Origin of the sequence: Subtercola boreus, assembly GCF_003399625.1 — a bacterium.
Classification (GTDB): Bacteria; Actinomycetota; Actinomycetes; order Actinomycetales; family Microbacteriaceae; genus Subtercola; species Subtercola boreus_C.
This window is the reverse complement of the sequence record NZ_NBXA01000026.1, coordinates 280,814-304,433: the sequence shown is the minus strand read 5'-3', so window position 1 is coordinate 304,433 and position 23,620 is coordinate 280,814. Positions and strand designations below refer to the sequence as shown.

Genomic DNA, 23,620 nt, shown 5'->3' with positions numbered 1-23,620 from the left:
CTCACTCCTTCGTGATGGACCCGGCAGAGTGGTGGCTGCTGTCATGGCCGGTCACCACCAGCGTAGCGACGATGACCACGAGCAGCCCCGCCGTGAAGATCTCCGCAGCAGGGAGCAGCGCGCTGGCCGCAATCGCCAGCCCGGCGAGGGGGATGATCACATTTGCCACCCTGGTGGCCGAGGGCCGCACAGCGGTCAGCCACACCGCCAGGACGAAGACGGCGACCGGCACGGTGAGCGTGGCAGCCGACTGTGCCGCAGGCAGCTCGGTCTCCTGGCCGTAGAAGTCGACCAGCACTTCGATGCCTGCCGACATCGCGGCGGCGGCAGCGAAGATCACGTAGTGCGCGTAGCCCAGCGTGAGGGACTGTCGGAGCGTGCCGAACCGGCTGTGCAGGGGGGTGGCGAAGTACAGCCACCACATCGCGGCGACGATCACCAGCGAGCAGCCCGCTAGGGCGACCAGCGGAACAATGTGCTCGGTGTCCTTCAGGGAGTCGATGATGGCGTTGGCCGATCCGAGCAGCCCCTCACCGAGCACGACCAGGGTGAAGAGGCCGAACCGCTCGGCGATGTGGTGATTGTGGAACGGGGTGACCTGCCGGTGTTCCGCCCAGACGGGCACGCAGACCTCCGCGACCGCCAGCACGACGAAGCTGATCACCCCGGTCTCCACGGGCAGCAGCAGTCTCAGCAGCCAGGCCGCCTGCACGAGCGTGATGCCGGCGGCGTAGCGGAGGGCGGTCTGTCGATACTCCGGCGAGTTCGCGGCGGCCCGCAGCCACTGGCTCACCATCGCGAGCCGCATGATCACGTAGCCCCACGTCACTGCCGTGAAGTCGCTGTGCACCATGGCGGCCTCGACGCCCGCTGCCAGCACGAGCACGCCTGCCATCTGCGCGATCGTCGTGACCCGGTACAGCCAGTCGTCGTTGTCGAAGGCTGTGGCGAACCACGTGAAGTTCATCCACGCCCACCAGATGGCGAAGAACACCATCAGGTACGCGCCCACCCCGACCGCGACGTGCTGCTCGGTCTCGAGATGGTGGAGGGTCTGGGCGGCGAGTGACACGGCGACCACGAACACCAGGTCGAAGAACAGTTCCAGCGTCGAAGCGACGCGATGAGGCTCGTTCTTGTCCCGGGGCCGCACGGGCCGCAGGTCGAGTCGGCCGAGGATGCTCGTCACGGACGTCTCCCGTCAGCCGACGAGCTCGGTCTCGACCGCGGCGCGGAGCGACTCCGGGATCGGCACGGGGCGGTGTGAATCCCGCCCGACGAACACGTGCACGAACTCGCCGGTCGCAACCTGCGCACCGTCGCTCGCGCGGAACATGTCGAGCACCCAGGCGATGCTCGTCGTGCCGATCCTTCCGGCCCGCAGCGTGACATCCAGCGTGTCGGGGAACGCGGCAGGCTCGATGAACCGGCACGACGACGAGACGCAGAAGGCAAGCACATCGGACGTCCCGATGTCGAAGTGACCCTCCGACACGAGCCAGCCGGTGATCGTGGTGTCCATGGCGGTGTAGTAGACCGTGTTGTTGAGGTGACCGAAGACGTCGTTGTCGTTCCAACGGGTGGCGAAGGGGCGGCTGATGCTGTTCACGTCGAAACTCTACCCGGCAGAAGCGGCGGCGGCAGTGGCAGCAGCGATGACGTACCCGAGCGCGACGAGACCCGCGATGAGCACGGCGGCGGCGACCACGGCCGGCAGCACCGCACCGGGCAGCTGGGTCGGCGCGGAGGCGGATGCTGTGGCGACGTCAAGCGGGACGGCGTGCGGCGCAGTGCTCAGCCGAGTGGTCAGCACGCGGTGCACGTGCCGGTGCCGGATGCCCGACCTCACGAGCACGAACAGCCCGAGCAGGGCGCCGGCGACTCCGAGCCCGATGCCCCACCAGCCGGTACCGGGAGCGAGGAGGCGCGCGCCCACGAGCGAACCGGCCGTGATGGCGAGTCCGGTGCGCTGCCAGGAGAGCGCGGTGCGCTCGACCTGGAGGCCGTCGTCGAACCGTTCTCGGCTGGGGGGATCCGGGGTGGCTCCGCCGGTCATCCGTGAGCCCTCGTGTGACCGGAGCCGGTCATCCGATCGCCGCCCCTCATCTCAGCGCGTACCCGAGCAGGAGCAGCACACCGACCACGCTGACCACGACCGCGAGCGGCGCCGTCAGCACCGACCCGGGCAGGGCGCGACCAAGACGCATCGCCTGTTCGACCCGTGCCCAGCCGAACCACGCCTGCAGAGGCGCGAGGATGCCGGCGAGCACCAGCACGAGTGAGGCCGCCAGCCGCAGCCCCGGCTGCATCGGCAGACCGAGTGCTTCGAGGGCCACTCCGCCGGCGATGAGGGCCAGCGAGGTGCGGATCCACGCCAGGAACGTGCGCTCGTTCGCCAGAGTGAATCGCGGATCGGGTTCGGATCCCCGGCCGAACACGCGACGCGGAAACCGACCGCGAGCCTCGCCGCTCATGTCGCGATCACCGGCGCGTCACGCCGTCGAGCAGGCCGGCGAAGTCCTCTTCTCGGAACTCGCCACCCCGCCGTTCGCCGACGCGGTCGGCCTCGACCTCGAGCATCCGGAGATCGACCCTGCGGATCTTGCCCGAGATCGTCTTCGGCAGCTCGGCGAACTCGATCCGGCGCACCCGCATGTACGACGGCATGGCCGAGGCGCTGTGCACGAACAGCGCACGCGCGGTTTCGGCATCCGGAGCCCAGCCGTCGGCGAGCACGACATACGCCTTCGGGGTGGTGAGCCTCGTCGCGTGGGGGGCGGGCACGACTGCCGCCTCCACCACGGCCGGATGCTCGATCAGCAGGCTCTCGACCTCGAACGGCGACACCTTGTAGTCCGACGACTTGAAGACGTCGTCGGTGCGGCCGATGTAGGTGATGTGGCCGTCGGCGTCCCGCGAGGCGACGTCGCCCGTGTGGTAGTACCCGCCCAGCGTGACCTCGGCGTTTCGTTCGGGGTCGTCGAGGTACCGCGTCATCAGGGTGAACGGACTCTCGGCGAGGTCGAGGCAGAGCTCGCCCTCGTCGGAGGGCTCGCCCGAGACGGGATCCACCAGCACCACTGGAACGCCGGGGAGTGGGCGCCCCATCGAGCCGGGCTTCACCGGGCTGCCGGGGGTGTTGGCGACCGCAGCCGTCATCTCCGTCTGGCCGTAGCCGTCGCGGATGGTCAGCCCCCAGCGTGCCTCGATCCGGCTGATCACCTCGGGGTTCAGCGGCTCGCCCGCCGAGAGCACTTCGCGGAGGGCGTGCGGCCTGACGGCATCCGGAGTCTGGATGAGCATGCGCCAGACGGTCGGTGGCGCGCAGAAGGTCGTGACCCCGGCGCGGTCGAGTTCGGCGGTCAGCTTCACGGCGTCGAACTTCGCGTAGTTGTACACGAACACCGTGGCTTCGGCGATCCAGGGGGCGAAGATGAGGCTCCAGGCGTGCTTGGCCCAGCCCGGCGAACTGATCGCGAGGTGCACATCGCCCGGCCGCATACCCAGCCAGTACATGGTGGAGAGGTGACCGACCGGGTAGGAGGTCTGGGTGTGCTCGACCATCTTCGGCTTGCTGGTCGTTCCGGAGGTGAAGTAGACGAGCAGCGGGTCGCCGGAGGCGGGCTCCGCGCGCGGGAAGCCGAATGACGCACCCCCGCCATCCAGAGCGTCGCCGTAGTCCAACCACCCCTCCAGCGGAGCCCCGGCGCCCACCGCGATGCGGGTGTAGTCGCCGTCGACGCCGTCGAACTTGCCGGTGTCTGCGCGGTTCGTCAGAACGTGGACGATCCGACCGCGCGCGATCCGGTCGACGAGTTCGCTCGGGCCGAGCGCGGTTGCGCCGGGCACGATGACGGCCCCGAGCTTGCTGAGGGCGAGCACGCTCTCCCAGAGCTCGACCTGGTTTCCGAGCATCACCATCACCCGATCGCCCTGCACGATTCCCTGGGCGGCCAGCCAGCCGGCGACCCGGTCGGAGCGTTCGGAGAGCTCGGCGAAACTGAAGATCGCCTCGGTGCCGTCTTCTTCGACGATCCAGAGGGCGGGCCGGTCGTTGCCCTGGGCGATGACGTCGAACCATTCGCTCGCCCAGTTGAAGGTGGGCCCGATCTCCGGCCAGCGGAACTCGGCGACGGCACGGTCGTAGTCGTTCGCGAGTTCGATCAGCTGGTCCCGTGCGGCGCGGATGTTCCGGGTGTTCCGGGTCTCGCTCATGCGTCATCTCCTCAGAAGTACAAAAGAGCGGCGGTGCGGCGTCCCGTCTCGTCAGACGCGCCCGGCCAGCCTCAGTGTACGACTGCCGTGCGTACAGCTCTGCCTGCAGAGGGATGTTCAGAGGCCTCGTGCTTGCTAGCGTGGCGATATGGCTGTACGCACCGTGAGTTTCGGTACCTGGGAACGCCCCCGTCCGTCCGCGCAGGCGCTCCGGCGAGATGTGTTCGTGGCTGGCCTTCTCGTGCTGGCGACGGCGGCCAGCGCGTTCATCTACGCCTCCATCGTCACGACTGAACCCGCAACCTGGTGGGTGACGGTGCCGTGGGCGATCGTGATCGCCGGATCCCTGGCCGCGCGCCGGCGGTTCCCTGCTCTCGTGGCGGTCGTGGTGTCGGGTGCGTTCCTGGCCGGCCAGCTGATGGTCGTTCCAGAAGTGCTCTTCAGTAACATCTGCCTCTACCTCGCCATCTATTCCCTCGGCGCGTGGGGGGTGAACCGCAGAGTCGCGACCATCGTCCGCGTGGTGATCATCGTCGGCATGTTCCTCTGGTTGTTCTCCTTTCTGCTGCTGAAGGCGTCGACCCCGTCGTACCTCGGCCCGGTGGGCGGCCACGGGGTGCTGGATCCGTTCGTCGCGTTCGCGGCGTTCCAGGTGATGCAGAACCTCCTCTATTTCGCCGCGGCCTATCACTTCGGAAACAGCGCCTGGTCGTCGGCGCTGCATCGGCGCCAGCTCGAGATGCGCACGAGTGAACTGCAGGCGGAGCGTGAGATCAGCCAAGCGCAGGCGCTTGTGCTGGAGCGGGTGCGCATCGCTCGGGAATTGCACGATGTCGTGGCACATCACGTCTCGGTGATGGGAGTGCAGGCGGGCGCCGCCAGGCGTGTGCTCGCCACTGTGCGGGGAAATGGCGCTGCGGATCCGGCGCAACTGGCCAAGGCGGTGGCGGCTGTTTCCGTCATCGAGCAGAACGCCAGACAGGCGGTGGATGACCTCCACCACCTTCTCGGTGCCCTCCGCCAGCCGGGCGCAAGCGGGATCCCTGTCGCCGAGGACGCCACCACGCACGGAATCGAGCAGCTCCCCGCGCTCATCGACTCGTCCCGCCTCGCAGGCCTGGCCGTGGACTTCTCCATCGTGGGCACGCCCCGGCCCGTCTCTCCCGCCACCGGCCTGAACGTCTATCGCATCGCTCAAGAGGCTCTGACCAACTGCCGCAAACACGCGGGCAGTGCAGTGCGGGTGGATGCACGCCTCCGCTATCTCGACGACGCCATCGAGATCGAGGTGGGCGATGACGGTCGCGGGTCGAGCACGCCCATTGCCTCGGCCGCTTCGGGGCCTCGGGGGCTCGGGCTCGTCGGGATGCGCGAACGAGTGGATGCCGCTGGAGGCATCCTCGAAACGGGTCCCAAAGCCCGCGGGGGATATATTGTGCGCGCGCGTCTGCCCCTCGTTCCAGCGGAGGTGGCGGCGTGATGATCTCCGATCCAATTCGCGTCCTGCTCGTCGACGACCAGGAGTTGGTGCGCGTGGGGCTCCGGATGATCCTCGAGACCGAGGAGGGCATCGAGGTTGTCGGCGAGGCCGCGGACGGCACGGCTGCACTCGCGCTCGCGTCCGAGCTGGCCCCGGATGTGATCTGCATGGACCTGCAGATGCCGGGAATGGACGGGCTCGAAGCGACCAGACGGATCGTGGCGAGCGGCTCGGCCGCGGGCATCCTGGTGCTGACGACATTCAACCGTGACGACTATCTGTTCGACGCCCTGAAGGCCGGGGCGAGCGGATTCGTGCTGAAGAATGCGACGCCCGAGAGCATCGTCGAGGCCGTGCAGGTGGTTGCGCGGGGGGAGGCGCTGCTGTCGACCGAGGTGACCCGCACCGTGATCGAACATCTGGTCGGCGGTACCGCCGCCGGCCCGCGCAGCCCCGGCCGCCCTCCCGCCGAGGTGCCCCAGCTCCACGATCTCACCGAGCGCGAACGGGAGGTGCTGGGGCTGCTGGCAGCCGGGCGGTCGAATGCCGAGATCGCGCGGGAACTCTACCTCGGTGAAGCGACGGTGAAGACACACGTTTCGAAGATCCTCTCGAAGCTGGGCCTTCGCGACCGCATCCAGGCTGTGGTCTTCGGCTACGAGAACGGGATCGTCGTGCCCGGGGTTCCGCCTGCCGGGTGAGACACGCCCGTCTCGCGGCGGATGCGCTCGCGGTGCCAGGTTTCGTAGCGTGGAAGTACCACGAGAGATCGGAGACAGCATGCTCGAAGTCGCAAATGTGTCCAGGTCGTTCGGGGGCCGCCGTGCTCTCGACGACGTCAGCTTCACGGTCGGCGACGGCCGGATGACCGGGTTCGTCGGCGGCAACGGTGCCGGTAAGACGACCACCATGCGAATCATCCTCGGGGTGCTCTCGAGTGACGCAGGTTCGGTCTCGCTCGACGGCCGCGCTCTCACCCCCGCCGACCGCGCGCTGTTCGGGTACATGCCCGAGGAGCGGGGACTGTATCCGAAGATGAAGGTCGCCGAGCAGATCGTCTATCTGGGCAGACTGCACGGGATGTCACGGGCAGCAGCCACGACGAACACCGAACGCCTGCTCGACAGCCTCGAACTCGGCGAGCGCGCCGGCGACACCGTCGAGAGCCTCTCCCTCGGGAACCAGCAGCGCGCCCAGATCGCTGCGGCGCTGGTGCACGAACCGGAGGTGCTGGTGCTCGATGAACCGTTCTCAGGACTCGATCCGATCGCGGTCGAGACGGTGCAGGGTGTGCTCGTCGAGTACGCAGCCCGCGGGGTGCCTGTGCTGTTCTCCTCCCACCAGCTCGACATCGTGGAACGGATCTGCGACGACCTCGTCGTGATCGCGGGAGGCTCGGTGCGGGCCAGTGGCTCGAAGGAGGAGCTGCAGTCCCGGCATGGCGGCTCACGCTACGAGATCGAGCTGTCCGACGATGCCGGCTGGCTGCGCGACGTCGACGGAGTCACTGTCGTCGACTTCGACGGCGGCTACGCGCTGTTCGAGGTCCAGGGTGGCCAAGCGGATGCCGTTGTCCAGCGCGTTCTCGCCGAAGCCCTCCAGCACGGCGCCGTGCGACGCTTCGCCCCCGAACACCTCTCACTCACCCAGATCTTCAAGGAGGTCATCCGATGACTGCCACCCGCCCGGCCGCAGCGCCGCGCTTTCCCGCCCCGCGGTTCTCGCAGAGCGTCTGGCTCGTCGCCCAGCGCGAGATGTCCATGAAGCTCCGCAGCAAGGCGTTCCTGATCTCGACAGGGATCCTGATGCTGGCCGTGCTCGCATCCGTCGTCATCGGCGGCCTCGTCGGGGGCATGAGTTCGGCGCCGAAGGTGAGTGTCGTCGAAGGGTCGAGCGTGGCGAGCACCGTGCAGGCCATCCAGGGTCTCGATGTGCGGGTCGCGCCGTCGACGGATGCCGCGGAAGCGCTTGTTCGCGACGGCACCGTCGACGCGGCCGTGCTCGGCGCCGATACGGGGGCTGGAGCATCCGGAGCCTCGCCGTTCACTGTCGTCGCACTGGATTCCGCCCCGACGGCAGTCGTACAGGCGCTGAGCGTTGCGCCGACGGTGCAACTGCTCGAACCGAGCGACCAGAACCCGCTGATCGTCTACTTCGTGGCGCTGGCGTTCGGGCTCGTCTTCTTCATGTCGGCAATCACCTTTGGAACAACCATCGCGCAGAGCGTGGTGGAGGAGAAGCAGACCCGCGTCGTCGAGATCCTGCTGTCGACCATCTCCGCGCGGGCGCTCCTCGCCGGAAAGGTTCTCGGCAACAGCCTGCTCGCTTTCGGGCAGATCGCTGCGATCGCCATCCTGGCCGGCATCGGGCTGCTCATCAGCGGCCAGACCGCGCTCCTCGGAAGCCTCGGGCCGTCGATCATCTGGTTCGTGGTGTTCTTCGTCTTCGGGTTCGTGCTGCTCGCGTCGCTCTTCGCGGCGACCGCTGCGCTCGTGTCCCGGCAGGAAGACATCGGATCGGTGACCTCGCCGGTGATGATGCTCGTGATGATCCCGTACTTCCTGGTGATCTTCTTCAACGACAATGCGCTGGTGCTCGGCATCATGTCGTATGTGCCGTTCTCGGCGCCGGTCGGGATGCCCATGCGGCTGTTCCTCGGCACTGCTGAGTGGTGGGAGCCGCTCATCTCCCTCGTAGTGCTGGTGGTCGTGACGGCCGGGGTCATCGTGCTCGGATCCCGCATCTACGCGAACTCGCTACTGCGCACGGGCGCCCGCGTGAAACTCCGGGACGCGCTCCGCGGCTGACACCTGCCCCCGTCCAACCCCTCTGTCGACTTTCCCTTTTGTGCAGCGAAACGCACGCGCTGCCGCGCAAACGAGAAAGTCGGCGGGGTGGCTACGCGGGGGTGGGTGTGGGGGCTACGCGGGGGTGGGTGCGGGGGCGGTGATGCGCAGCATCACGCGCGGCTTCCTGCGGCGGGCGACGATGCGCTCGACGAGCATGAAGACCCGGTACTCGAAGCCGTACTTCGCCCGGAACGCGGCCGTCAGGCGCTCCACCTCCGCAGGGTCGGCGACGATCCGGGCTTCGCCCGCGACGGTCTCCGCGCCCTCGGCGACCCGTCCGCGACGGTCAGAGGCCCGGAGCTCCACACGCGCGTTGTTGCGGAGGCGCTTCACCTTTCCGCTGTCCGACGGCGTGACCACCAGCACTGCGTCGCCGTCGCGGGCGACCCACACGGGCGTCGACACCGCCACACCGGTCTTCCGGAACGTCGTCAGCGAGATGAACGACTCGTCCGACAGGGCGAGCGGGGTGCCGGGCGCGGGGGAGGGCGTGGCAGCGGGCACGCCGGAGGAGGTCATGATCCTGAGCTTACGGTCCACCGGTGCGGCCGCACCGCTCAGCACACTGCCGGCGTGACCGAGTGCGCGCCGGGCTTCCGGGGTCCACGGGGCTCCCACGAAGACGTGGAACGCCCCGCTGTAGAGCCTCAACTCGATCCTCCCTCCGGCCGCTGCGACCCTGGTGGCCAGCACCTTCGCATCCGGCGCCAGCAGATCGCGCGCACCCTGGTAGACGTAGACCGGAGGCAGGCCGCCGAGGTCCGCGAAGAGCGGGCTGAGAAGCGGGGACCGGGGGTCTGTGTCATCCGCCCACCACTGGCCGGCGGCGACCAGTCCGTCCCGGGCGAGCATCGGGTCGAGCTTCGCCGCCGCGGGGATGTCGGCATTCGAGAGCGTGATGTCGAGCCAGGGCGAGAACAGGATGACGGCCGCGGGAGGGGTGAGCCCGGCATCCCGGTACCGGATCGCCTGCCCGAGTGCCAGCGCACCGCCGGCCGAGTCGCCGGCGAGGAACACCCGGTCGCCGTGGGTCTCGACGGCTGCGGCGTAGACGGCGTCGAGCAGGGTGTACGCCTCGTCCACGTGATGATCGGGTGCGAGGCCGTAGAACGGTACCGTGACGACCGCTCCGCTCGAGGCGATGAGTGCGGCGATGATCTGCCAGTGCGGGGCGACCAACGGGTAGACGTATGCTCCGCCGTGCGTGTAGATGAGGTGAGCGCCGCCTGTGCCGGCTCGGGGTGTGAGCTGCACGACACGCCGACCTTCGACGCTCAGCTCCCGGACGGTGGCGAGGCGGTGGATGGCCCGCGGGATCGGGGCGGCGGGCTTCCGGTCGGCGAGCCGGTCGAGCACCGTGGCGGCATCTTTCGTGCCGACCGGTCTCGTTCGGAGCAGCATCCGGGTCACGGCCATCGAGATCGACATCTGCACTCCTCCTGCTGGTGTCTTCCCGATGATACGGGGCACTGCGGGAAACGGATGTCTCCCTCCCGGGCATTATTGTTGGACTCGGTCCAGTAAAGCTATACTCGCTCCATGGTGGACATTCGGGAACTGGGCGTCGGGCACGAACTCGTGCCGTACACGGAGGCGCTGGCGCTGCAGCGCAGCACGCACGCGAGCGTCGTGGCCGGCGAGACGGGCGGCACGGTGCTGCTGCTCGAGCATCCGTCGGTGTACACCGCCGGCAAGCGCACCGACGCGTCGGAGCGGCCAGACGACGGCACACCGGTGATCGACGTCGACCGCGGCGGCAAGATCACCTGGCACGGCCCCGGCCAGCTCGTCGGCTATCCGATCGTCAGATTGCCGGAGCCTGTCGATGTCGTCCAGTACGTGCGGGACCTCGAATCCGTGCTGATCGCGGTGCTCGCCGACCTCGGCGTCGACGCCCGGCGGGTCGCGGGCCGATCCGGTGCCTGGGTGGGCGAGCCCGGAGCCGAGGACAAGATCGCGGCCATCGGCATCCGGGTCGCCGACGGCGTTGCGATGCACGGTTTCGCGCTCAACTGCAGCAACAGCCTCGACGCCTACGCACGAATCGTGGCGTGCGGCATCCGTGACGCCGGCGTGACCACGATCTCACGGGTCGTGGGGCGCGAGGTGACGCCGGCCGAGGCGCTGCCGTTCGTCGAGGAACGGCTCGCCCAGCTCTTCGAGCGGTGGGTGGATGTCCGGGCCGCGGCCGAGCGTCTCGTGCGCGATCGGGCGGCAGCCGCCGTGGCCGCCCGCGCGGCCGTCGCCAGCGCGGGGGTGGCCGCGTGAGCGCCGAGGCGCCCGCGGGTCGGAAGCTCCTGCGCCTCGAGGTGCGGAACGCGACCACCCCGATCGAGAAGAAGCCCGACTGGATCAAGACGAAGGCCAGGTTCGGCCCCGAGTACCGGCAGCTGCAGGAGCTTGTGAAGAGCGAAGACCTTCACACCGTCTGCCAGGAGGCCGGCTGCCCCAATATCTTCGAGTGCTGGGAGGACCGGGAGGCGACCTTCCTCATCGGCGGGTCGCAGTGCACGCGCCGCTGCGACTTCTGCCAGATCGACACCGGCAAGCCCGCGGACTACGACACCGACGAGCCGCGCCGGGTCGCGGCATCCGTCTCCGCCATGAACCTGCGCTACGCGACGATCACGGGTGTGGCGCGCGACGACCTGCCCGACGAAGGCGCGTGGCTGCATGCCGAGACGGTTCGGCGGATCCACGGGGCGAACCCGGGGACCGGGGTCGAGATCCTCGCCACCGACTTCTCCGGGAACCCCGCGTTGCTTGCCGAGGTGTTCTCGTCGCGGCCCGAGGTGTTCGCGCACAATGTGGAGACGGTGCCGCGGATCTTCAAGCGCATCAGACCGGCGTTCCGGTACGAGCGCTCTCTCGACGTGCTCAGCCAGGCCCGAGCGGCGGCGCTCATCACGAAGTCGAACCTGATCCTCGGGATGGGAGAGGAGCGCGCGGAGATCAGCCAGGCACTGCACGATCTCCACGACGCGGGTACCGACATCATCACGCTGACCCAGTACCTCCGGCCCTCACCCCGGCACCTGCCGGTCGCGCGCTGGGTGCACCCGTCGGAGTTCGTCGAGCTGAAGCAGGAGGCTGAAGAGATCGGGTTCCTCGGGGTGCTGGCCGGTCCGCTGGTGCGCTCGTCGTACCGGGCGGGTCGCCTCTGGGCACAGTCGATGCGTGCGAAGGGGTGGGCGATGCCGCCCGCGCTGGCGCACTTCGCCGAGGAGCCGGCCTCGTTCCTGCAGGCCGTCTGATCGCTCGAACGCCGATGCTCACCGTTGCGCCAGCGGCAGGTACGGGTACTCGGGCGAGCGGCCCTGGAACTCGAGGATCGCCTCGTTCCGGATGTGCCCACCGTCGATCTCGATGGCCCGGGTGATCGTGTCCGACTCCGCCCAGGCCGCCCGCCCCGACATCACTGGCCGGAGGAACGGCATCAGGGCCTCGCTGATCTCCCAGGTGGTGGAGTTCCAGAGGAACGACGGGCTGTGGTCGACGGCGTAGTAGTTCGTCGCCCGTCCGACGGTGACCATCGGTTCGGCGAAGGTCGTCGGGCGTGCCCAGCTGAAACCCATGCCCTCATCGACCGAGACATCCACGATCAGACTGCCGGGCCGGAACGCGTCGAGGTCTTCGAGACGCAGGTAGGTGAGCGGCGCATTCGGGTCCTGCAGGGTGCAGTTCACGACGATGTCGCGCTCGGCGAGGAACGGCGCGAGCAGCACAGGGCCGTCGGCCGAGTTCACGATGCTCTCATAGGGTGCTTCGTCGTTGTGCTCGAACTGGATGATGTCGACCGACGGTATCGGCGACCCGACGGCCGCGATGCTGCGGTTGGTCAGCACCTGCACGTCATGGATTCCGTGGGCGTTCAATGCCGTCACGGCGCCCCGGGCGGTGGCGCCGAACCCGATCACGATCGCGGTGAGGCGGCGACCGTAGTCGCCGGTCGATCCGCAGAGCTGCAGCGAGTGCAACACCGAGCAGTACCCGGCGAGTTCGTTGTTCTTGTGGAACACGTGCAAGCCGTAGCTGCCGTCGCTGTTCCAGTGGTTCATGGCCTCCCACGCGATCAGGGTGAGGTTCTTGTCGATCGCCAGCTGGGTGATCCCTCTGTCCTGCACGCAGTGCGGCCAGCCCCAGAGCGTCTGCCCGTCGCGGAGGTCTTCGAGGTCGCTCACCTGCGGTTTCGGCAGCAGCAGAACATCGGCCTCCGCGATGATCTTTTCGCGCGTGCCCATCGTTCCGACGAGCGGCGACAGTTCGGCATCCGCGATTCCGAAGCGTTCTCCGTAGCCGTACTCCAGCAGGATGTTCGCGCGGACGTCTTCGTCGATGCGCTCCAGGTGCGCGGGATGAAGCGGCAGCCGCTTCTCGTCGACTTTCCGTGAACTGTGCAGAACTCCCAGCCGGAGGAGCTGTGAGGGAGATGCGGAGCCTGTGGACGAGAGGTCAGAAGCTGTCGGTGACATGGGCTGAGGCTACGCCACGTAGCTCGTTGCCGGGTTTCCGTGCGTAGGCTTGTACCCATGACAACCGTGTACCCCAGCCCGCTCACCCCTGCACTCGAAACCCTGCTCGCCACCGTGGAGGAGACGGGAGCCGTCGAGACCACCGCTGTCACCTTCGGGGAGTTCGGCGGGTTCCTGGCCAAGCCTTCGGCAGTGGATGCCCGCCCCGCGGTGCTCATCATCAGCGACTGGTCCGGGCTGAACAATCACGCCCGGGTGCGCGCGGAGATGCTCGCGCGGCTCGGCTACATCGCTCTCGCCGGCGACGTCTACGGCGACGGCCGCGAAGTCGGGCAAGACGAGGCGCCCGCGCTGGCAGGAAAGTTCTACGCCGACACCGACCTGTTCCGGGCGCATCTCGAATCCAACCTCGAGCGACTGCGCGCGGAGCCGGGTGTCGACCCCGAGCGCATCGCCGTGATGGGCTACTGCTTCGGCGGATCCGGCGCTCTCGAACTCGCCCGTTCCGGCGCGGACATCGCCGGTGCCGTGTCGTTCCACGGCCGGCTCGCGACAGAGGCCCCGGCCGGGAACGGAGCGATCACCGCCCCCCTCCTCGTGTTGACCGGCGCGGCAGACCCCGTGGTTCCCGACGACCAGGTCGTCGACTTCGAGAACGAGCTGCGGGCCGCCGACGCACCCGACTGGCAGGTCGTCAGCTACAGCGGTGCAATGCACGCGTTCACGATGCCCGACACGAACGCCCCGGACCAGGGCGCCATGTTCGATGCCACGGCTAACGCGCGGTCCTGGGTGGCCATGCGCGCCTTCTTCGACGAGATCTTCGCGTGACGAGGATCAGGATCGTCGTGTGAACAGGGACACCGACGGCCGACCGTTCAGCAGCCAGCCCTTCGGCGGCGCGAGCCTCGAGGTGCTCCGGGCCGAGGCGCGCGAGGAGCTCGACACCGTGGTGCACGAACGCCTGTTGGGCGGGGAGGATCCGTGGCAGTTCATGGAGGAGCTTCCGACAGTGGATGAGCTCGTCGTGTACCTGCTCCGAGCCGAGGCCATCGAGGCGAATGGGGGCCAACGGGCATCCGGGGCCCGGGAGTACCGGGTGCTCCGCCAGATCGCGTTGCAGCACCCCGACCTCACGAAGACGGTCTGGCGGATGCTCGGGGAGCACGGCTGGCAGCCGGAGAGAGCCCAGAACCACTGATGTGGCAGGCGGCGTGAGCGGGGGCTGCGGTCGGGTAGAATAGCACTCTGTGCTCACCGTGCCATGCCTTTTCTGCTGGCATCACAGGGATTCTCGTCGAGAGGATCTGCTGGGTGGGCCGAGACGATTTGAACAGAGGCAGTCGTAATTGAAGATTGAAGTCGGCGAGACACTCGTCTACCCCCACCACGGCGCGGTCACCATCACGGCCATCGAGTCCCGCGACGTCAAGGGCGAGCAGAAGCGGTTCATCACGCTGAACGTGCACACCAGTGAGCTCACCATCAAGATCCCGGTCGACAACATCGACCTGGTCGGTGTTCGCGACGTCATCGACGACGCCGGGGTGCAGGCTGTGTACGACGTGCTGCAGAACCCGTTCGTCGAGGAGCCGGGAAACTGGTCGCGCCGGTACAAGGCCAACCAGGAGAAGATGGCCTCCGGTGACGTGAACCGCGTCGGTGAGGTCGTGCGCGACCTCTGGCGCCGGAACGAAGACAAGGGCGTGTCGGCCGGAGAGAAGCGCATGCTCGAGAAGGCGCGGCAGATCCTGGTCTCCGAGCTGGCGCTGGCGCAGTCGCTCAGCGACGAGAAGGCGTCGCTGCTGCTCGACGACGTGCTGGCCGCCGTCAAGTAACCCCGCCCCCCGCCCCCCACCTCCCCCCCTCCCTTTCATCGAGTGGGCAGTTTGGGCCTCTAATCCGCCAGGATGGGGCCCAAACTGCCCACTCGATGCGGCATTCTGGGGGCGCTCCGCGTCTGGGAGGGCGCGCGAACGGCGTACACATCCCGCGGTGTGTGTACATTGGGGGCCGGTTGAGGTGATTTACTGCGCAAAGCTGGCCTCCTCGGCTCTCAGTGTGTACATTCGATAGGAGAGAGTGACGAACGGCGAGGGAGGCGACGGTGGCATCACGCGCGAGCGACCGGGCCTACGAGATGCTCCGCGACGAGATCCTCGAGTGGCAGCTGCACCCCGGCACCACCCTCGGCGAGGTCGAGACGGCCGCCCGCCTCGGCATCTCCCGTACCCCGCTCCGTGAAGCGCTCGGCCGTCTGCAGGCCGACGGGCTGCTCGCCGAGTCCGGCCGGGGACTGATCGTCACCGCCGTCTCGACCGACAACGTGGCCGAGCTGTTCGAACTGCGCCAGGCGCTCGAGCAGCAGGCGGCGCGTCTCGCCGCCGCCCGCCGCGATGAGACGGTCTTCGCCGATCTCCTGGCGCGGTTCCGCACGGCGCCGGCGCTCCTCGCCGCCGACGATCCCGGACGCCACGACTACTTCGAGCTCGTACGCGAATTCGACCGCGCCGTCGATGGGGCCGTGCAGAGCTCCTACCTGGTCTCGGCCCTCGCGAACCTGCGCATCCACCTCGCGCGGGTGCGCCGCCTCTCCAAGGACAACCCGGAACGCCTCCTCGAAGCAGCGGGCGAGCACCGGATGATCGTCGAGGCCATCCTGGGCGGCGACGGCGACCTGGCGGCCCACGCCACCCATGTGCACCTGCACAAGTCGCTGCAGGCAATCCTCTCCACCTCCCGTACCCCCGCCTCCCGCACCCCCGCAACATCCTGACCGAAAGGACCCACCTGTGGTCGAACACCTGAACGTGCGCACCTACAAGAGCGACGAAGACCTGCCCCGCGAGAACCAGCTCGCCCACCGCATCGCACGGGTCGCCGCCGACCCCGTCGAGGTCACACCCGAGGTGATCGACATGGTGATCAACCGCATCATCGACAACGCCAGCGTCGCAGCCGCCTCCCTCACCCGGAGGCCCGTCGTCTCCGCCCGGTCGCAGGCCGAGGCTCACCCCTACACTCCCGGATCGACCGTGTTCGGCCTCCCCGCCGACCAGACCGCGAGCCCCGAGTGGGCCGCGTGGGCGAACGGTGTGGCCGTGCGCGAGCTCGACTTCCACGACACGTTCCTCGCCGCGGAGTACTCGCACCCGGGCGACAACATCCCGCCGATCCTCGCCGTGGCGCAGCACGCCGGCAAGACCGGGGCCGACCTCGTGCGCGGCATCGCGACCGGGTACGAGATCCAGATCGACCTCGTGAAGGCGATCAGCCTGCACGAATTCAAGATCGACCATGTCGCGCACCTCGGCCCGAGTGCCGCGGCCGGAATCGGCACGCTGCTCGGCCTCGACGTGGAGACCATCTTCCAGGCCGTCGGCCAGGCCCTCCACGTGACCACCGCCACCCGCCAGTCCCGAAAGGGCGAGATCTCCAGCTGGAAGGCCCACGCCCCGGCATTCGCCGGCAAGATGGCGGTCGAGGCCATGGACCGGGCGATGCGCGGCGAGACCAGCCCGACCCCCATCTACGAAGGTGAGGACGGCGTGATCGCGTGGCTGCTCGGCGGCCCCGACCGCGTCTACGACGTCGCCCTCCCCGCCCCGGGCGAGGCCAAGCGCGCCATCCTCGACAGCTACACGAAGGAGCACTCGGCCGAGTACCAGGCGCAGGCGTGGATCGACCTCGCCCGGAAGCTCCACTCCGAGCATCCGGATCTCGTCGACCCGGCGAACGTCACGCGGATCGTGCTGCACACCTCGCACCACACGCACTACGTGATCGGATCGGGTGCCGGCGACCCGCAGAAGTACGACCCCACCGCGTCGCGCGAGACGCTCGACCACTCGATCCCGTACATCTTCACGGTCGCGCTGCAGGACGGCACGTGGAACCACGAGGCGTCGTATCTCCCGTCGCGCGCGGCCCGGGCCGACACGGTCGAGCTCTGGAACAGGGTCACCACGGTCGAGGACGCCGAGTGGACCCGCCGCTACCACTCGAACGACGTCGCCGAGAAGGCCTTCGGCGGCCGCGTCGAGATCGAGCTCGCGAACGGCGAACGCATCGTCGACGAGATCGCCGTGGCGGATGCCCACCCGCTCGGTGCCCGGCCGTTCCAGCGTGCCGACTACATCCACAAGTTCCGAACCCTCGCCGCGGGCGTGCTGGAAGAGACCGAGATCGAGCGGTTCCTCGCGCTCGCCGAGCGCACCTACGAGCTGACCGCCGACGAAGTGCGCCAGCTCACCATCGTCGCGAAGCCCGGCCTGCTGGCTTCTGTCGAGACCCCGAAGGGACTGTTCTGATGCTGTACGCCACCAAGACCTCTGCCGACAAGCGCAAAGACTTCCGCGCATCGCTCGCGACGGGGAAGCTCCACCGCCTGCCCGGCGCCTTCAACCCGCTCAGTGCCAAGATGATCCAGGCCAAGGGCTTCGAGGGCGTCTACGTCTCGGGCGCCGTGCTCAGCGCCGACCTCGGGCTCCCCGACATCGGGCTCACCACGCTCACCGAGGTCGCAGGCCGCACCCAGCAGATCGCGCGGATGACCGACCTGCCCGCGCTCGTCGACGCCGACACCGGCTTCGGCGAACCCATGAACGTGGCCCGCAGCATCCAGACCCTGGAAGACGCCGGTGTGGCGGGCCTGCACATCGAGGACCAGGTCAACCCGAAACGCTGCGGTCACCTCGACGGCAAGGCCGTGGTGGAGCTGGATGTCGCGTTGAAGCGCATTCGCGCCGCAGCCGACGCCCGCCGCGACCCCAACCTGCTCATCATGGCGCGAACCGATGTGCGGGCGATCGAGGGTCTCGCCGCCGCGCAGGACCGCGCCCGCGCCCTGGTGGATGCCGGAGCCGACGCCATCTTCCCCGAGGCCATGGCCGACCTGACCGAGTTCGAAGCGATCCGCGCGGTCGTCGACGTTCCCGTGCTGGCGAACATGACCGAATTCGGCAAGAGTGAGTTGTTCACGACCACGCAGCTCGAGAGTGTCGGCATCAACATCGTCATCTACCCGGTGTCGCTGCTGCGGCTCGCGATGGGTGCGGCCGACCGGGCGCTCGACGTGCTGAACGCCGAGGGTTCGCTGAACAGCGTGGTCGGCGAGATGCAGCACCGCGCCGACCTCTACGAACTGCTCGACTACGAATCGTACAATTCGTTCGACTCGTCGGTCTTCAACTTCCAGATCCAGCGCTGACCCGCGCACCACACACCGAAGGAACTGTCATGGGCGACACCACTGCTGTATCCACCACTGCTGAGCCGGAGATCCGCAAGGGCCTTGCCGGCGTCTACGCCGACTACACCGCTGTCTCGAAGGTCAATGCCGAGACGAACTCGCTGCTGTACCGGGGCTACCCGGTGCAGGAGCTCGCGGCGAACTGCTCATTCGAGCAGGTCGCCTACCTGCTCTGGCACGGCGAACTGCCGACAGACGCGGAGCTCGAAGAGCTTCAGCACGTCGAGCGGTCGTTCCGTTCGCTCGACCCCGAGATCAAGCAGGTCATCGACATCCTGCCGACCAGCGCCCACCCGATGGATGTGCTCCGTACCGCGGTGAGCGCCATCGGCGCGCTCGATCCGCATGCCGACGACTCGAGCGTCGAGTCGAACCTCGCGAAGTCGGTGCAGCTGTTCGCGCAGATCCCGGCAGTGGTCGCCTACGACCAGCGTCGCCGCCACGGCCTCGACATCATCGAGCCGAACGACGAGCTCAGCTACGCCGAGAACTTCCTCTACATCACGTTCGGCGAGGTGCCCGAGAAGGTTGTGGTCGACGCGTTCAACGTGTCGCTCATCCTCTATGCCGAGCACTCCTTCAACGCGTCGACGTTCACGGCGCGGGTCATCACGTCCACGCTCTCCGATTTGTATTCGGCCGTCGTCGGCGGCATCGGTGCGCTCAAGGGCCCTCTGCACGGCGGCGCGAACGAGGCGGTCATGCACATCTTCGACGAGATCGGCACGGCCGACAAGGCGGCCGGCTGGCTCGCGGATGCCCTGGCCCAGAAGCGCAAGATCATGGGCTTCGGCCACCGGGTCTACAAGAACGGCGACTCGCGGGTGCCCACCATGAAGGCGTCGCTCGACACCCTGGTCGAGTACTACGAACGCCCCGACCTCGCGGAGCTCTACGACACTCTCGAACAGGCGATGACCGGCGGCAAGAACATCAAGCCGAACCTCGACTACCCCTCGGGACCGGCGTATCACCTGATGGGATTCGACACCCCGACGTTCACCCCGCTGTTCGTCGCGGCGCGCATCACGGGCTGGACCGCCCACATCGCAGAGCAGCTCGCGGCCAACTCGCTCATCCGCCCCCTCAGCGCCTACAACGGCGTCGATGAGCGTCACCTCGAGGTGTAGCGCGCGCGTCCCCCTCCTCCGCCCCCTCCCCACCCCCACCCCACCTCCGGCCCCCACCGCCTCCGCCCCCCACCGTCGATCCGCCGAATTCTGTCGCTCTGCAAGGCTGTGAGCGACAGAATTCGGTGGATCGATTGAGTTGGGGGGGAGTGGGGCGAGGATGGGGGCATCCGGATCGCTCAGCCGATGTAGCTCGCCCAGTCGCCGTTCCGCACGCGGTCCGAGTGCATCTCGGTCTGCGCGAGGGCGGAACGGCGGTACGCGCCCTTCAGGCCGTCCCAGCCGGCCGTCCAGTGCAGCTGTTCCGCGACCTGCCACACGCTGGCTTCCGGATGCCCGGCCAGCACGGCCGCGGTCTCCCGCGTGCGGCGGTCGTGGTGTTCGGCCGACTCCCGGCGGCGTTCGCCGAGCCCGGTGAACCGGTAGCCGTGGCCGGGCAGCACCTCCCAGTCGTCGAACGGCGCGAGGCTGCCGAGCGAGTCGAGGTAGGTCGAGACCGGATTGCCGGGCATCCGGCCGCCGAGTCCGATGCCGGGGAAGATCATCGGCAGAACGTGGTCACCGGTGAACACCAGCCGGGCATCCTCGTCGACGAAGCAGACGCTGCCGGCCGTGTGGCCCGGGGTGGCGAGCACGCGGATCGTGCGGCCGGGGATGTCGAGAGTGTCGCTGGGCTCCAGCAGCAGGTCGGCACGGATGTCGACCACGGCGGCATCGGAGAGGAACGTCTCGCGGAGCCTCGCGCGCTCATCGTCGGGCGCACCCCAGCGGTCGAAGTCGTCGTCGCCGTAGGTCGTGGCCGGCACCAGCGATTGGTCGGCGATGGCCTCCTGATCGATGCGGCTGAGGCCGATCCGCGCCCCGAACGCCGTCTGGAGGCGCCCGGCAAGGCCGATGTGGTCGATGTGCATGTGGGTCATCGTCGCGCTCGCGATGCGGCCGACGCTGCTGCCGATCTCGGCGAGGCCGTGTTCGAGTACGGCGAAGTTATCGTCGGAATCCCAGGCCGGGTCGATGATGTGCACCCGGTTATCCGCGTCGACGATCAGATAGCTCAGTGTGTACGGCAGCTGCGGGTTCGGCATGGCCTGGGGCAGGGCCCAGATCCCCTCGCGGACCTGCTCGAGCGGCGGCACCGTGCCGCTCTCGGATGCGGCGTACTGGATCGGGCTCGTGGGCTGCATGCCCTTCACGCTAGCGCGCGCCGCGCCGCGCCGCCCCCGAGGTTTCATCCTCTCGGTGGCGAAGCCGACGAAGACACGCCCGGGGTTCTGCGCGCGCCGCATTCTCCGTTGGAATTGTGACTGCTGCTGTCGCAGGAAAACACAAAAGGGAACAACCGAAGCTGTTCCCTTTTGGTTTCCACACGGAAAGACAATCTGCCTCAGACGATGTGCCCGACCGAAGCCTGCGACACCGCTTGTTCCTCGGCTTACGCGATGAGCTTACTATCTTTCGACGAAGGACATCTGAGGTTTTCCGGCCGAGCACTGAGAGGCGAACTCGTGCACATGACAGACGGCGAGCAGAGCCATCTCAAAGCCGTTTACAACGCGCTCCCGCGGTCTCGTCTGCAGCCCTACCTCAATGAATGCGGCCACAACCCGTTCGCTGCACTGAGGCTCTACGCGTGGAATTCTCGCATTTCGGGGGCTTTGTTCGAAACGCTAGGTCACTTCGAAATCATGCTCCGGAACTTGCTCGACAAGACTTTGACTGAGCGCCACCGCTTCAAGAAGTGAGATGGTGACTGGCTGGATGACAAGCATGGCGAATTCACCTCCAGTGCTTCGAACGCAATTCTCAACGCTACGTCCCGGGTTCAGGCGGCGACCGCCGAGGGCGCTGTACGAGATCGGGGACGCATCATCGCGGAACTCAATCTGAGCTTCTGGCGGAGGCTTCTCGATGTGCGTTACGAGAGGATCCATGGTTCCGCAGTCATGCGCCACCTGCCCACATTGAAGCGTGACACGAATGACGATATGGCGAATCTCCGCCAGCTAGTTGTACCTCTTTTTTCGCTGCGAAACCGTATCGCCCACCATGAACCTGTATGGCCAATCGCCCATATCGCGCGACGCGACGACTGCTTCCGGCTGATCGGTCTCATGGACCCTGCCGCTGAGACGTGGGTGCGTGACCAGTGCCGCGTCGGTGAGGTTGCTGCAGAGAGGCCGTGAACGCTGGCGCGGAGTGGTCAGGCGCCGAGCGCCATGCGGAGGCCGAGCGCCAGCATCACTGCGGCGATGAGGGCGTCGAGCACGCGCCACGCTCCGGGGCGGGCGAAGACCGGGCGGAGGAGGCGAGCGCCGAAGCCGAGGCCGAAGAACCAGAGGAAGCTCGCGAGGATGGCCCCGCCCACCCACCACCAGCGCTCGGTCGCACCCTGCTGGTTGGCAACGGAGCCGAGGAAGATCACGGTGTCGAGGTAGACGTGCGGGTTCAGCCAGGTGAGGGCGAGGGCTGTGACGGCGGCGGTGGAGAGGCGTGTCGCAGGCCGGCCGTCGGCTGAGGGGTCGAGCGCTTTCGGGTGGAAGGCCCGGTAGGCCGCGAAGAGTCCGTAGACGATGAGGAACCCCGATCCGACGATACGGATGATCACGAGAACGAGGGGTGCGGCCGAGATCAGCGCTCCGATGCCGAGGGTTCCGGCGACGATGAGGACGGCGTCGGAGAGAGCGCAGATCGAGACGACGACGGCGATCATCCGGCCCCGCCCCTCGATGCCGAGCCGCAGCACGAAGGCGTTCTGGGCGCCGATGGCAATGATCAGCGACAGGCCGGTGAGGAGGCCGAGCAGCGCGGGCAGGAGGGTCTCGGAAGCGGGCACGGTCCGACACTAGGGTCCTCCACAGAATGAATCCAGCTAAAGATTTTCAGTGAACCTAAGCTGAGCTTATGAATGGATTCGCCCGAGAGCAGCTGGCGACCCTCATCGTGTTGGTCGACGAGGGGACGTTCGAGGCTGCCGCAGCTCGTCTGCACATCACCGCATCGGCGGTCTCGCAGCGGGTGAAGGCGATGGAGCAGCGGGCGGGCCAGATCCTCGTCGAGCGCAGCAATCCGGTGAGGCCGACATCGGCGGGGGATGTGGTGCTGAGGCTCGCCCGCCAGGTGCAGCTGGTCGAGGCGGAGGCGCTCGCCGAGCTCGGCCAGGCGGGAGCGGGCCCGGGCGCTAAGTGGCCGGTGATCCCGGTCGCGGTGAACGCCGACAGCCTTGCGACGTGGTTCCTGCCGGCCCTGGCCGAGGCGGCCGGGCGCCTCGATGTCGTCTTCGACGTGCGGCGCGACGACCAGGGGTACACGACGGCCATGCTCCGGTCCGGTTCCGTGATGGCTGCGGTCACGTCGAATCCCGAGCCGGTACAGGGATGCTCGGTGACGCCGCTCGGCGTGATGCGCTACCGGGCGGTGGCGAGCCCGTCGTATATCGGGCGATGGCGGGGCGTTGCCGGCGAACTCGCTTCGTGGTTGCCGACCGCGCCGCACATCGATTTCGACAGGCGCGACGAGCTGCAGAGCGGGTTCCTCCGCCAGCTGGTTCCGGATGACCGGGCCGGTGCTGCTCCCCGGCACTTCGTGCCGACCTCGGCAGACTTCGCGCGTTCCATCGTGGCCGGGCTCGGCTGGGGGATGCTCCCCGAGCAGCAGTGCGAGGCCGAACTCACCCGCGGTGACCTCGTCGAGCTGGCTCCACGACGGCCGACGGACGTGCCCCTGTTCTGGCAGCGGTGGAACCTGGAGTCGACGCTGCTGGATGCCCTGACCGTCGCTGTGCGGAGGGCGGCGGCGTCGAGCCTCCGCCCCGGGTGACGAGGATGCTCGGGGCACGGCCGGGGGGTGGTGCCTCGGCTCCTGGTGTGCCTAGGCTGAGGGTGGGCATCCGGAACGGGCGGTGAGGGTTTGAAGCGCAGCAGGAACGAACTGATGACGCTGGAGGAGGCGACCCGCATCGAGGCGCAGGTCGCGAGCGGGTCGCTCGATCTCAGCCTTCCCGGCACCCAGCAACTCGTCGATGAGGCCCATCGGGTGCATGTCAGCGCCTACATGTGGGGGACGACCCGCGGTGAATCGGGGCGGAAGCGGCTGCACACCGGCATCGCCGTCGGAATCGGGATGGTCGTGGTGACGGTCGGCGGGTTCTGCGTGCCGTTCCTCGAGGCGCACTGACAGGACGACGGTTCGGGGCTCGGATGCCCTGCCGGCTGTGGCCGAAGCCG

General features: G+C 68.0%; 25 protein-coding genes. 15 read left to right on the top strand and 10 right to left on the bottom strand.

Going from position 1 to position 23,620, the window contains the following annotated elements; all coding sequences use genetic code 11:
• Position 1 precedes the first annotated feature (1 nt).
• The 5 genes from B7R21_RS14875 to B7R21_RS14855 are packed head-to-tail and all read right to left on the bottom strand — an operon-like array spanning position 2 to position 4,215.
• Entirely contained in the window at positions 2-1,189 is a 1,188-nt protein-coding gene (locus B7R21_RS14875; RefSeq protein WP_253259836.1) for a low temperature requirement protein A, read from the bottom strand.
• 12 nt (positions 1,190-1,201) lie between these two features.
• Positions 1,202-1,609 carry an acyl-CoA thioesterase gene (locus B7R21_RS14870; RefSeq protein ID WP_116284008.1) on the bottom strand — a complete coding sequence of 136 codons (408 nt, stop codon included), beginning with the start codon at positions 1,607-1,609 and terminating at the stop codon, positions 1,202-1,204.
• A 9-nt stretch (positions 1,610-1,618) separates the two neighbouring features.
• Positions 1,619-2,056, bottom strand: a complete 438-nt coding sequence (locus tag B7R21_RS14865) for a DUF202 domain-containing protein (protein WP_116284007.1) — start codon at positions 2,054-2,056, stop codon at positions 1,619-1,621.
• 46 nt (positions 2,057-2,102) lie between these two features.
• On the bottom strand, positions 2,103-2,474 hold the full coding sequence (locus B7R21_RS14860; RefSeq protein ID WP_116284006.1) for a YidH family protein: 372 nt from the start codon (positions 2,472-2,474) through the stop codon (positions 2,103-2,105).
• 7 nt (positions 2,475-2,481) lie between these two features.
• The gene (locus B7R21_RS14855) at positions 2,482-4,215 is read right to left on the bottom strand and encodes an AMP-binding protein (RefSeq protein ID WP_116284005.1); all 1,734 of its coding nucleotides are present in this window, start codon (positions 4,213-4,215) and stop codon (positions 2,482-2,484) included.
• 148 nt (positions 4,216-4,363) lie between these two features.
• On the opposite strand from B7R21_RS14855, the gene B7R21_RS14850 reads away from it, so the two are divergent.
• The 4 genes from B7R21_RS14850 to B7R21_RS14835 all read left to right on the top strand — a co-directional run bounded on the left by B7R21_RS14850 (position 4,364) and on the right by B7R21_RS14835 (position 8,502).
• Positions 4,364-5,695 (top strand): sensor histidine kinase, encoded by a 1,332-nt coding sequence (locus B7R21_RS14850; protein ID WP_116284004.1) that lies wholly within the window; start codon positions 4,364-4,366, stop codon positions 5,693-5,695.
• Positions 5,695-6,396 carry a response regulator gene (locus B7R21_RS14845; protein ID WP_116284003.1) on the top strand — a complete coding sequence of 234 codons (702 nt, stop codon included), beginning with the start codon at positions 5,695-5,697 and terminating at the stop codon, positions 6,394-6,396. The genes B7R21_RS14850 and B7R21_RS14845 overlap by 1 nt, the downstream gene beginning before the upstream one ends.
• 79 nt (positions 6,397-6,475) lie before the next feature.
• Positions 6,476-7,369 (top strand): ABC transporter ATP-binding protein, encoded by an 894-nt coding sequence (locus B7R21_RS14840; protein ID WP_116284002.1) that lies wholly within the window; start codon positions 6,476-6,478, stop codon positions 7,367-7,369.
• Positions 7,366-8,502: an ABC transporter permease gene (locus B7R21_RS14835; protein WP_116284001.1), complete on the top strand. Its 1,137-nt coding sequence runs from the start codon at positions 7,366-7,368 to the stop codon at positions 8,500-8,502. The genes B7R21_RS14840 and B7R21_RS14835 overlap by 4 nt, the downstream gene beginning before the upstream one ends.
• A gap of 114 nt (positions 8,503-8,616) precedes the next feature.
• Here the strand turns inward: B7R21_RS14835 and B7R21_RS14830 are convergent, their stop codons facing one another.
• On the bottom strand, positions 8,617-9,972 hold the full coding sequence (locus B7R21_RS14830) for a PPOX class F420-dependent oxidoreductase (RefSeq protein WP_116284000.1): 1,356 nt from the start codon (positions 9,970-9,972) through the stop codon (positions 8,617-8,619).
• Positions 9,973-10,083: 111 nt separating this feature from the next.
• On the opposite strand from B7R21_RS14830, the gene lipB reads away from it, so the two are divergent.
• Both lipB and lipA read left to right on the top strand, forming a co-directional pair.
• Entirely contained in the window at positions 10,084-10,812 is a 729-nt protein-coding gene (lipB, locus tag B7R21_RS14825) for a lipoyl(octanoyl) transferase LipB (protein ID WP_116283999.1), read from the top strand.
• Positions 10,809-11,798, top strand: coding sequence for a lipoyl synthase (gene lipA, locus B7R21_RS14820; protein WP_116283998.1), 990 nt, complete (start codon positions 10,809-10,811; stop codon positions 11,796-11,798). Before lipB ends, lipA begins: the two co-directional genes overlap by 4 nt.
• An 18-nt stretch (positions 11,799-11,816) precedes the next feature.
• Here lipA and B7R21_RS14815 read toward each other — a convergent pair whose 3' ends face one another.
• Positions 11,817-13,016, bottom strand: a complete 1,200-nt coding sequence (locus B7R21_RS14815; RefSeq protein ID WP_116283997.1) for a N(5)-(carboxyethyl)ornithine synthase — start codon at positions 13,014-13,016, stop codon at positions 11,817-11,819.
• Between the two features lie 57 nt (positions 13,017-13,073).
• On the opposite strand from B7R21_RS14815, the gene B7R21_RS14810 reads away from it, so the two are divergent.
• From B7R21_RS14810 to B7R21_RS14780, 7 genes are all read left to right on the top strand, one after another.
• On the top strand, positions 13,074-13,847 hold the full coding sequence (locus tag B7R21_RS14810) for a dienelactone hydrolase family protein (RefSeq protein ID WP_116283996.1): 774 nt from the start codon (positions 13,074-13,076) through the stop codon (positions 13,845-13,847).
• Between the two features lie 19 nt (positions 13,848-13,866).
• The gene (locus B7R21_RS14805; RefSeq protein WP_116283995.1) at positions 13,867-14,217 is read left to right on the top strand and encodes a tryptophan synthase subunit alpha; all 351 of its coding nucleotides are present in this window, start codon (positions 13,867-13,869) and stop codon (positions 14,215-14,217) included.
• Between the two features lie 148 nt (positions 14,218-14,365).
• Positions 14,366-14,854: a CarD family transcriptional regulator gene (locus B7R21_RS14800; protein ID WP_116283994.1), complete on the top strand. Its 489-nt coding sequence runs from the start codon at positions 14,366-14,368 to the stop codon at positions 14,852-14,854.
• 269 nt (positions 14,855-15,123) lie between these two features.
• Entirely contained in the window at positions 15,124-15,792 is a 669-nt protein-coding gene (locus B7R21_RS14795; protein WP_301182567.1) for a GntR family transcriptional regulator, read from the top strand.
• A 16-nt stretch (positions 15,793-15,808) separates the two neighbouring features.
• Positions 15,809-17,326, top strand: coding sequence for an MmgE/PrpD family protein (locus B7R21_RS14790; RefSeq protein WP_253259835.1), 1,518 nt, complete (start codon positions 15,809-15,811; stop codon positions 17,324-17,326).
• Positions 17,326-18,225, top strand: a complete 900-nt coding sequence (prpB, locus tag B7R21_RS14785) for a methylisocitrate lyase (RefSeq protein WP_116283992.1) — start codon at positions 17,326-17,328, stop codon at positions 18,223-18,225. Before B7R21_RS14790 ends, prpB begins: the two co-directional genes overlap by 1 nt.
• A 29-nt stretch (positions 18,226-18,254) precedes the next feature.
• Positions 18,255-19,397, top strand: a complete 1,143-nt coding sequence (locus B7R21_RS14780) for a bifunctional 2-methylcitrate synthase/citrate synthase (protein ID WP_116283991.1) — start codon at positions 18,255-18,257, stop codon at positions 19,395-19,397.
• A 179-nt stretch (positions 19,398-19,576) separates the two neighbouring features.
• On the opposite strand, the gene B7R21_RS14775 is transcribed toward B7R21_RS14780, so the two are convergent.
• The 3 genes from B7R21_RS14775 to B7R21_RS14765 all read right to left on the bottom strand — a co-directional run bounded on the left by B7R21_RS14775 (position 19,577) and on the right by B7R21_RS14765 (position 22,230).
• Positions 19,577-20,581: an MBL fold metallo-hydrolase gene (locus B7R21_RS14775; RefSeq protein ID WP_172592192.1), complete on the bottom strand. Its 1,005-nt coding sequence runs from the start codon at positions 20,579-20,581 to the stop codon at positions 19,577-19,579.
• Positions 20,582-21,064: 483 nt separating this feature from the next.
• The gene (locus B7R21_RS19760; protein ID WP_147305904.1) at positions 21,065-21,328 is read right to left on the bottom strand and encodes a hypothetical protein; all 264 of its coding nucleotides are present in this window, start codon (positions 21,326-21,328) and stop codon (positions 21,065-21,067) included.
• 269 nt (positions 21,329-21,597) lie between these two features.
• Positions 21,598-22,230, bottom strand: a complete 633-nt coding sequence (locus B7R21_RS14765) for a LysE/ArgO family amino acid transporter (RefSeq protein ID WP_216364252.1) — start codon at positions 22,228-22,230, stop codon at positions 21,598-21,600.
• Between the two features lie 68 nt (positions 22,231-22,298).
• Here B7R21_RS14765 and B7R21_RS14760 point away from each other — a divergent pair, with 68 nt between their 5' ends.
• Together B7R21_RS14760 and B7R21_RS14755 are read left to right on the top strand one after the other, a co-directional pair.
• Positions 22,299-23,213 carry a LysR family transcriptional regulator ArgP gene (locus B7R21_RS14760; RefSeq protein ID WP_116283988.1) on the top strand — a complete coding sequence of 305 codons (915 nt, stop codon included), beginning with the start codon at positions 22,299-22,301 and terminating at the stop codon, positions 23,211-23,213.
• 90 nt (positions 23,214-23,303) lie between these two features.
• The gene (locus tag B7R21_RS14755; protein ID WP_172592191.1) at positions 23,304-23,570 is read left to right on the top strand and encodes a hypothetical protein; all 267 of its coding nucleotides are present in this window, start codon (positions 23,304-23,306) and stop codon (positions 23,568-23,570) included.
• Positions 23,571-23,620: the final 50 nt, after the last annotated feature.

Excerpts from the sequence above, each read along its gene's own strand:
- B7R21_RS14865 (WP_116284007.1), bottom strand. The coding sequence starts at position 2,056 with ATGACCGGCGGAGCCACCCCGGATCCCCCCAGCCGAGAACGGTTCGAC.
- B7R21_RS14860 (WP_116284006.1), bottom strand. The coding sequence starts at position 2,474 with ATGAGCGGCGAGGCTCGCGGTCGGTTTCCGCGTCGCGTGTTCGGCCGG.
- B7R21_RS14855 (WP_116284005.1), bottom strand. The coding sequence starts at position 4,215 with ATGAGCGAGACCCGGAACACCCGGAACATCCGCGCCGCACGGGACCAG.
- B7R21_RS14850 (WP_116284004.1), top strand. The coding sequence starts at position 4,364 with ATGGCTGTACGCACCGTGAGTTTCGGTACCTGGGAACGCCCCCGTCCG.
- B7R21_RS14845 (WP_116284003.1), top strand. The coding sequence starts at position 5,695 with ATGATCTCCGATCCAATTCGCGTCCTGCTCGTCGACGACCAGGAGTTG.
- B7R21_RS14840 (WP_116284002.1), top strand. The coding sequence starts at position 6,476 with ATGCTCGAAGTCGCAAATGTGTCCAGGTCGTTCGGGGGCCGCCGTGCT.
- B7R21_RS14835 (WP_116284001.1), top strand. The coding sequence starts at position 7,366 with ATGACTGCCACCCGCCCGGCCGCAGCGCCGCGCTTTCCCGCCCCGCGG.
- B7R21_RS14830 (WP_116284000.1), bottom strand. The coding sequence starts at position 9,972 with ATGTCGATCTCGATGGCCGTGACCCGGATGCTGCTCCGAACGAGACCG.
- lipB (WP_116283999.1), top strand. The coding sequence starts at position 10,084 with ATGGTGGACATTCGGGAACTGGGCGTCGGGCACGAACTCGTGCCGTAC.
- B7R21_RS14815 (WP_116283997.1), bottom strand. The coding sequence starts at position 13,016 with ATGTCACCGACAGCTTCTGACCTCTCGTCCACAGGCTCCGCATCTCCC.
- B7R21_RS14810 (WP_116283996.1), top strand. The coding sequence starts at position 13,074 with ATGACAACCGTGTACCCCAGCCCGCTCACCCCTGCACTCGAAACCCTG.
- prpB (WP_116283992.1), top strand. The coding sequence starts at position 17,326 with ATGCTGTACGCCACCAAGACCTCTGCCGACAAGCGCAAAGACTTCCGC.
- B7R21_RS14780 (WP_116283991.1), top strand. The coding sequence starts at position 18,255 with ATGGGCGACACCACTGCTGTATCCACCACTGCTGAGCCGGAGATCCGC.
- B7R21_RS14775 (WP_172592192.1), bottom strand. The coding sequence starts at position 20,581 with ATGCAGCCCACGAGCCCGATCCAGTACGCCGCATCCGAGAGCGGCACG.
- B7R21_RS19760 (WP_147305904.1), bottom strand. The coding sequence starts at position 21,328 with ATGGATCCTCTCGTAACGCACATCGAGAAGCCTCCGCCAGAAGCTCAG.
- B7R21_RS14760 (WP_116283988.1), top strand. The coding sequence starts at position 22,299 with ATGAATGGATTCGCCCGAGAGCAGCTGGCGACCCTCATCGTGTTGGTC.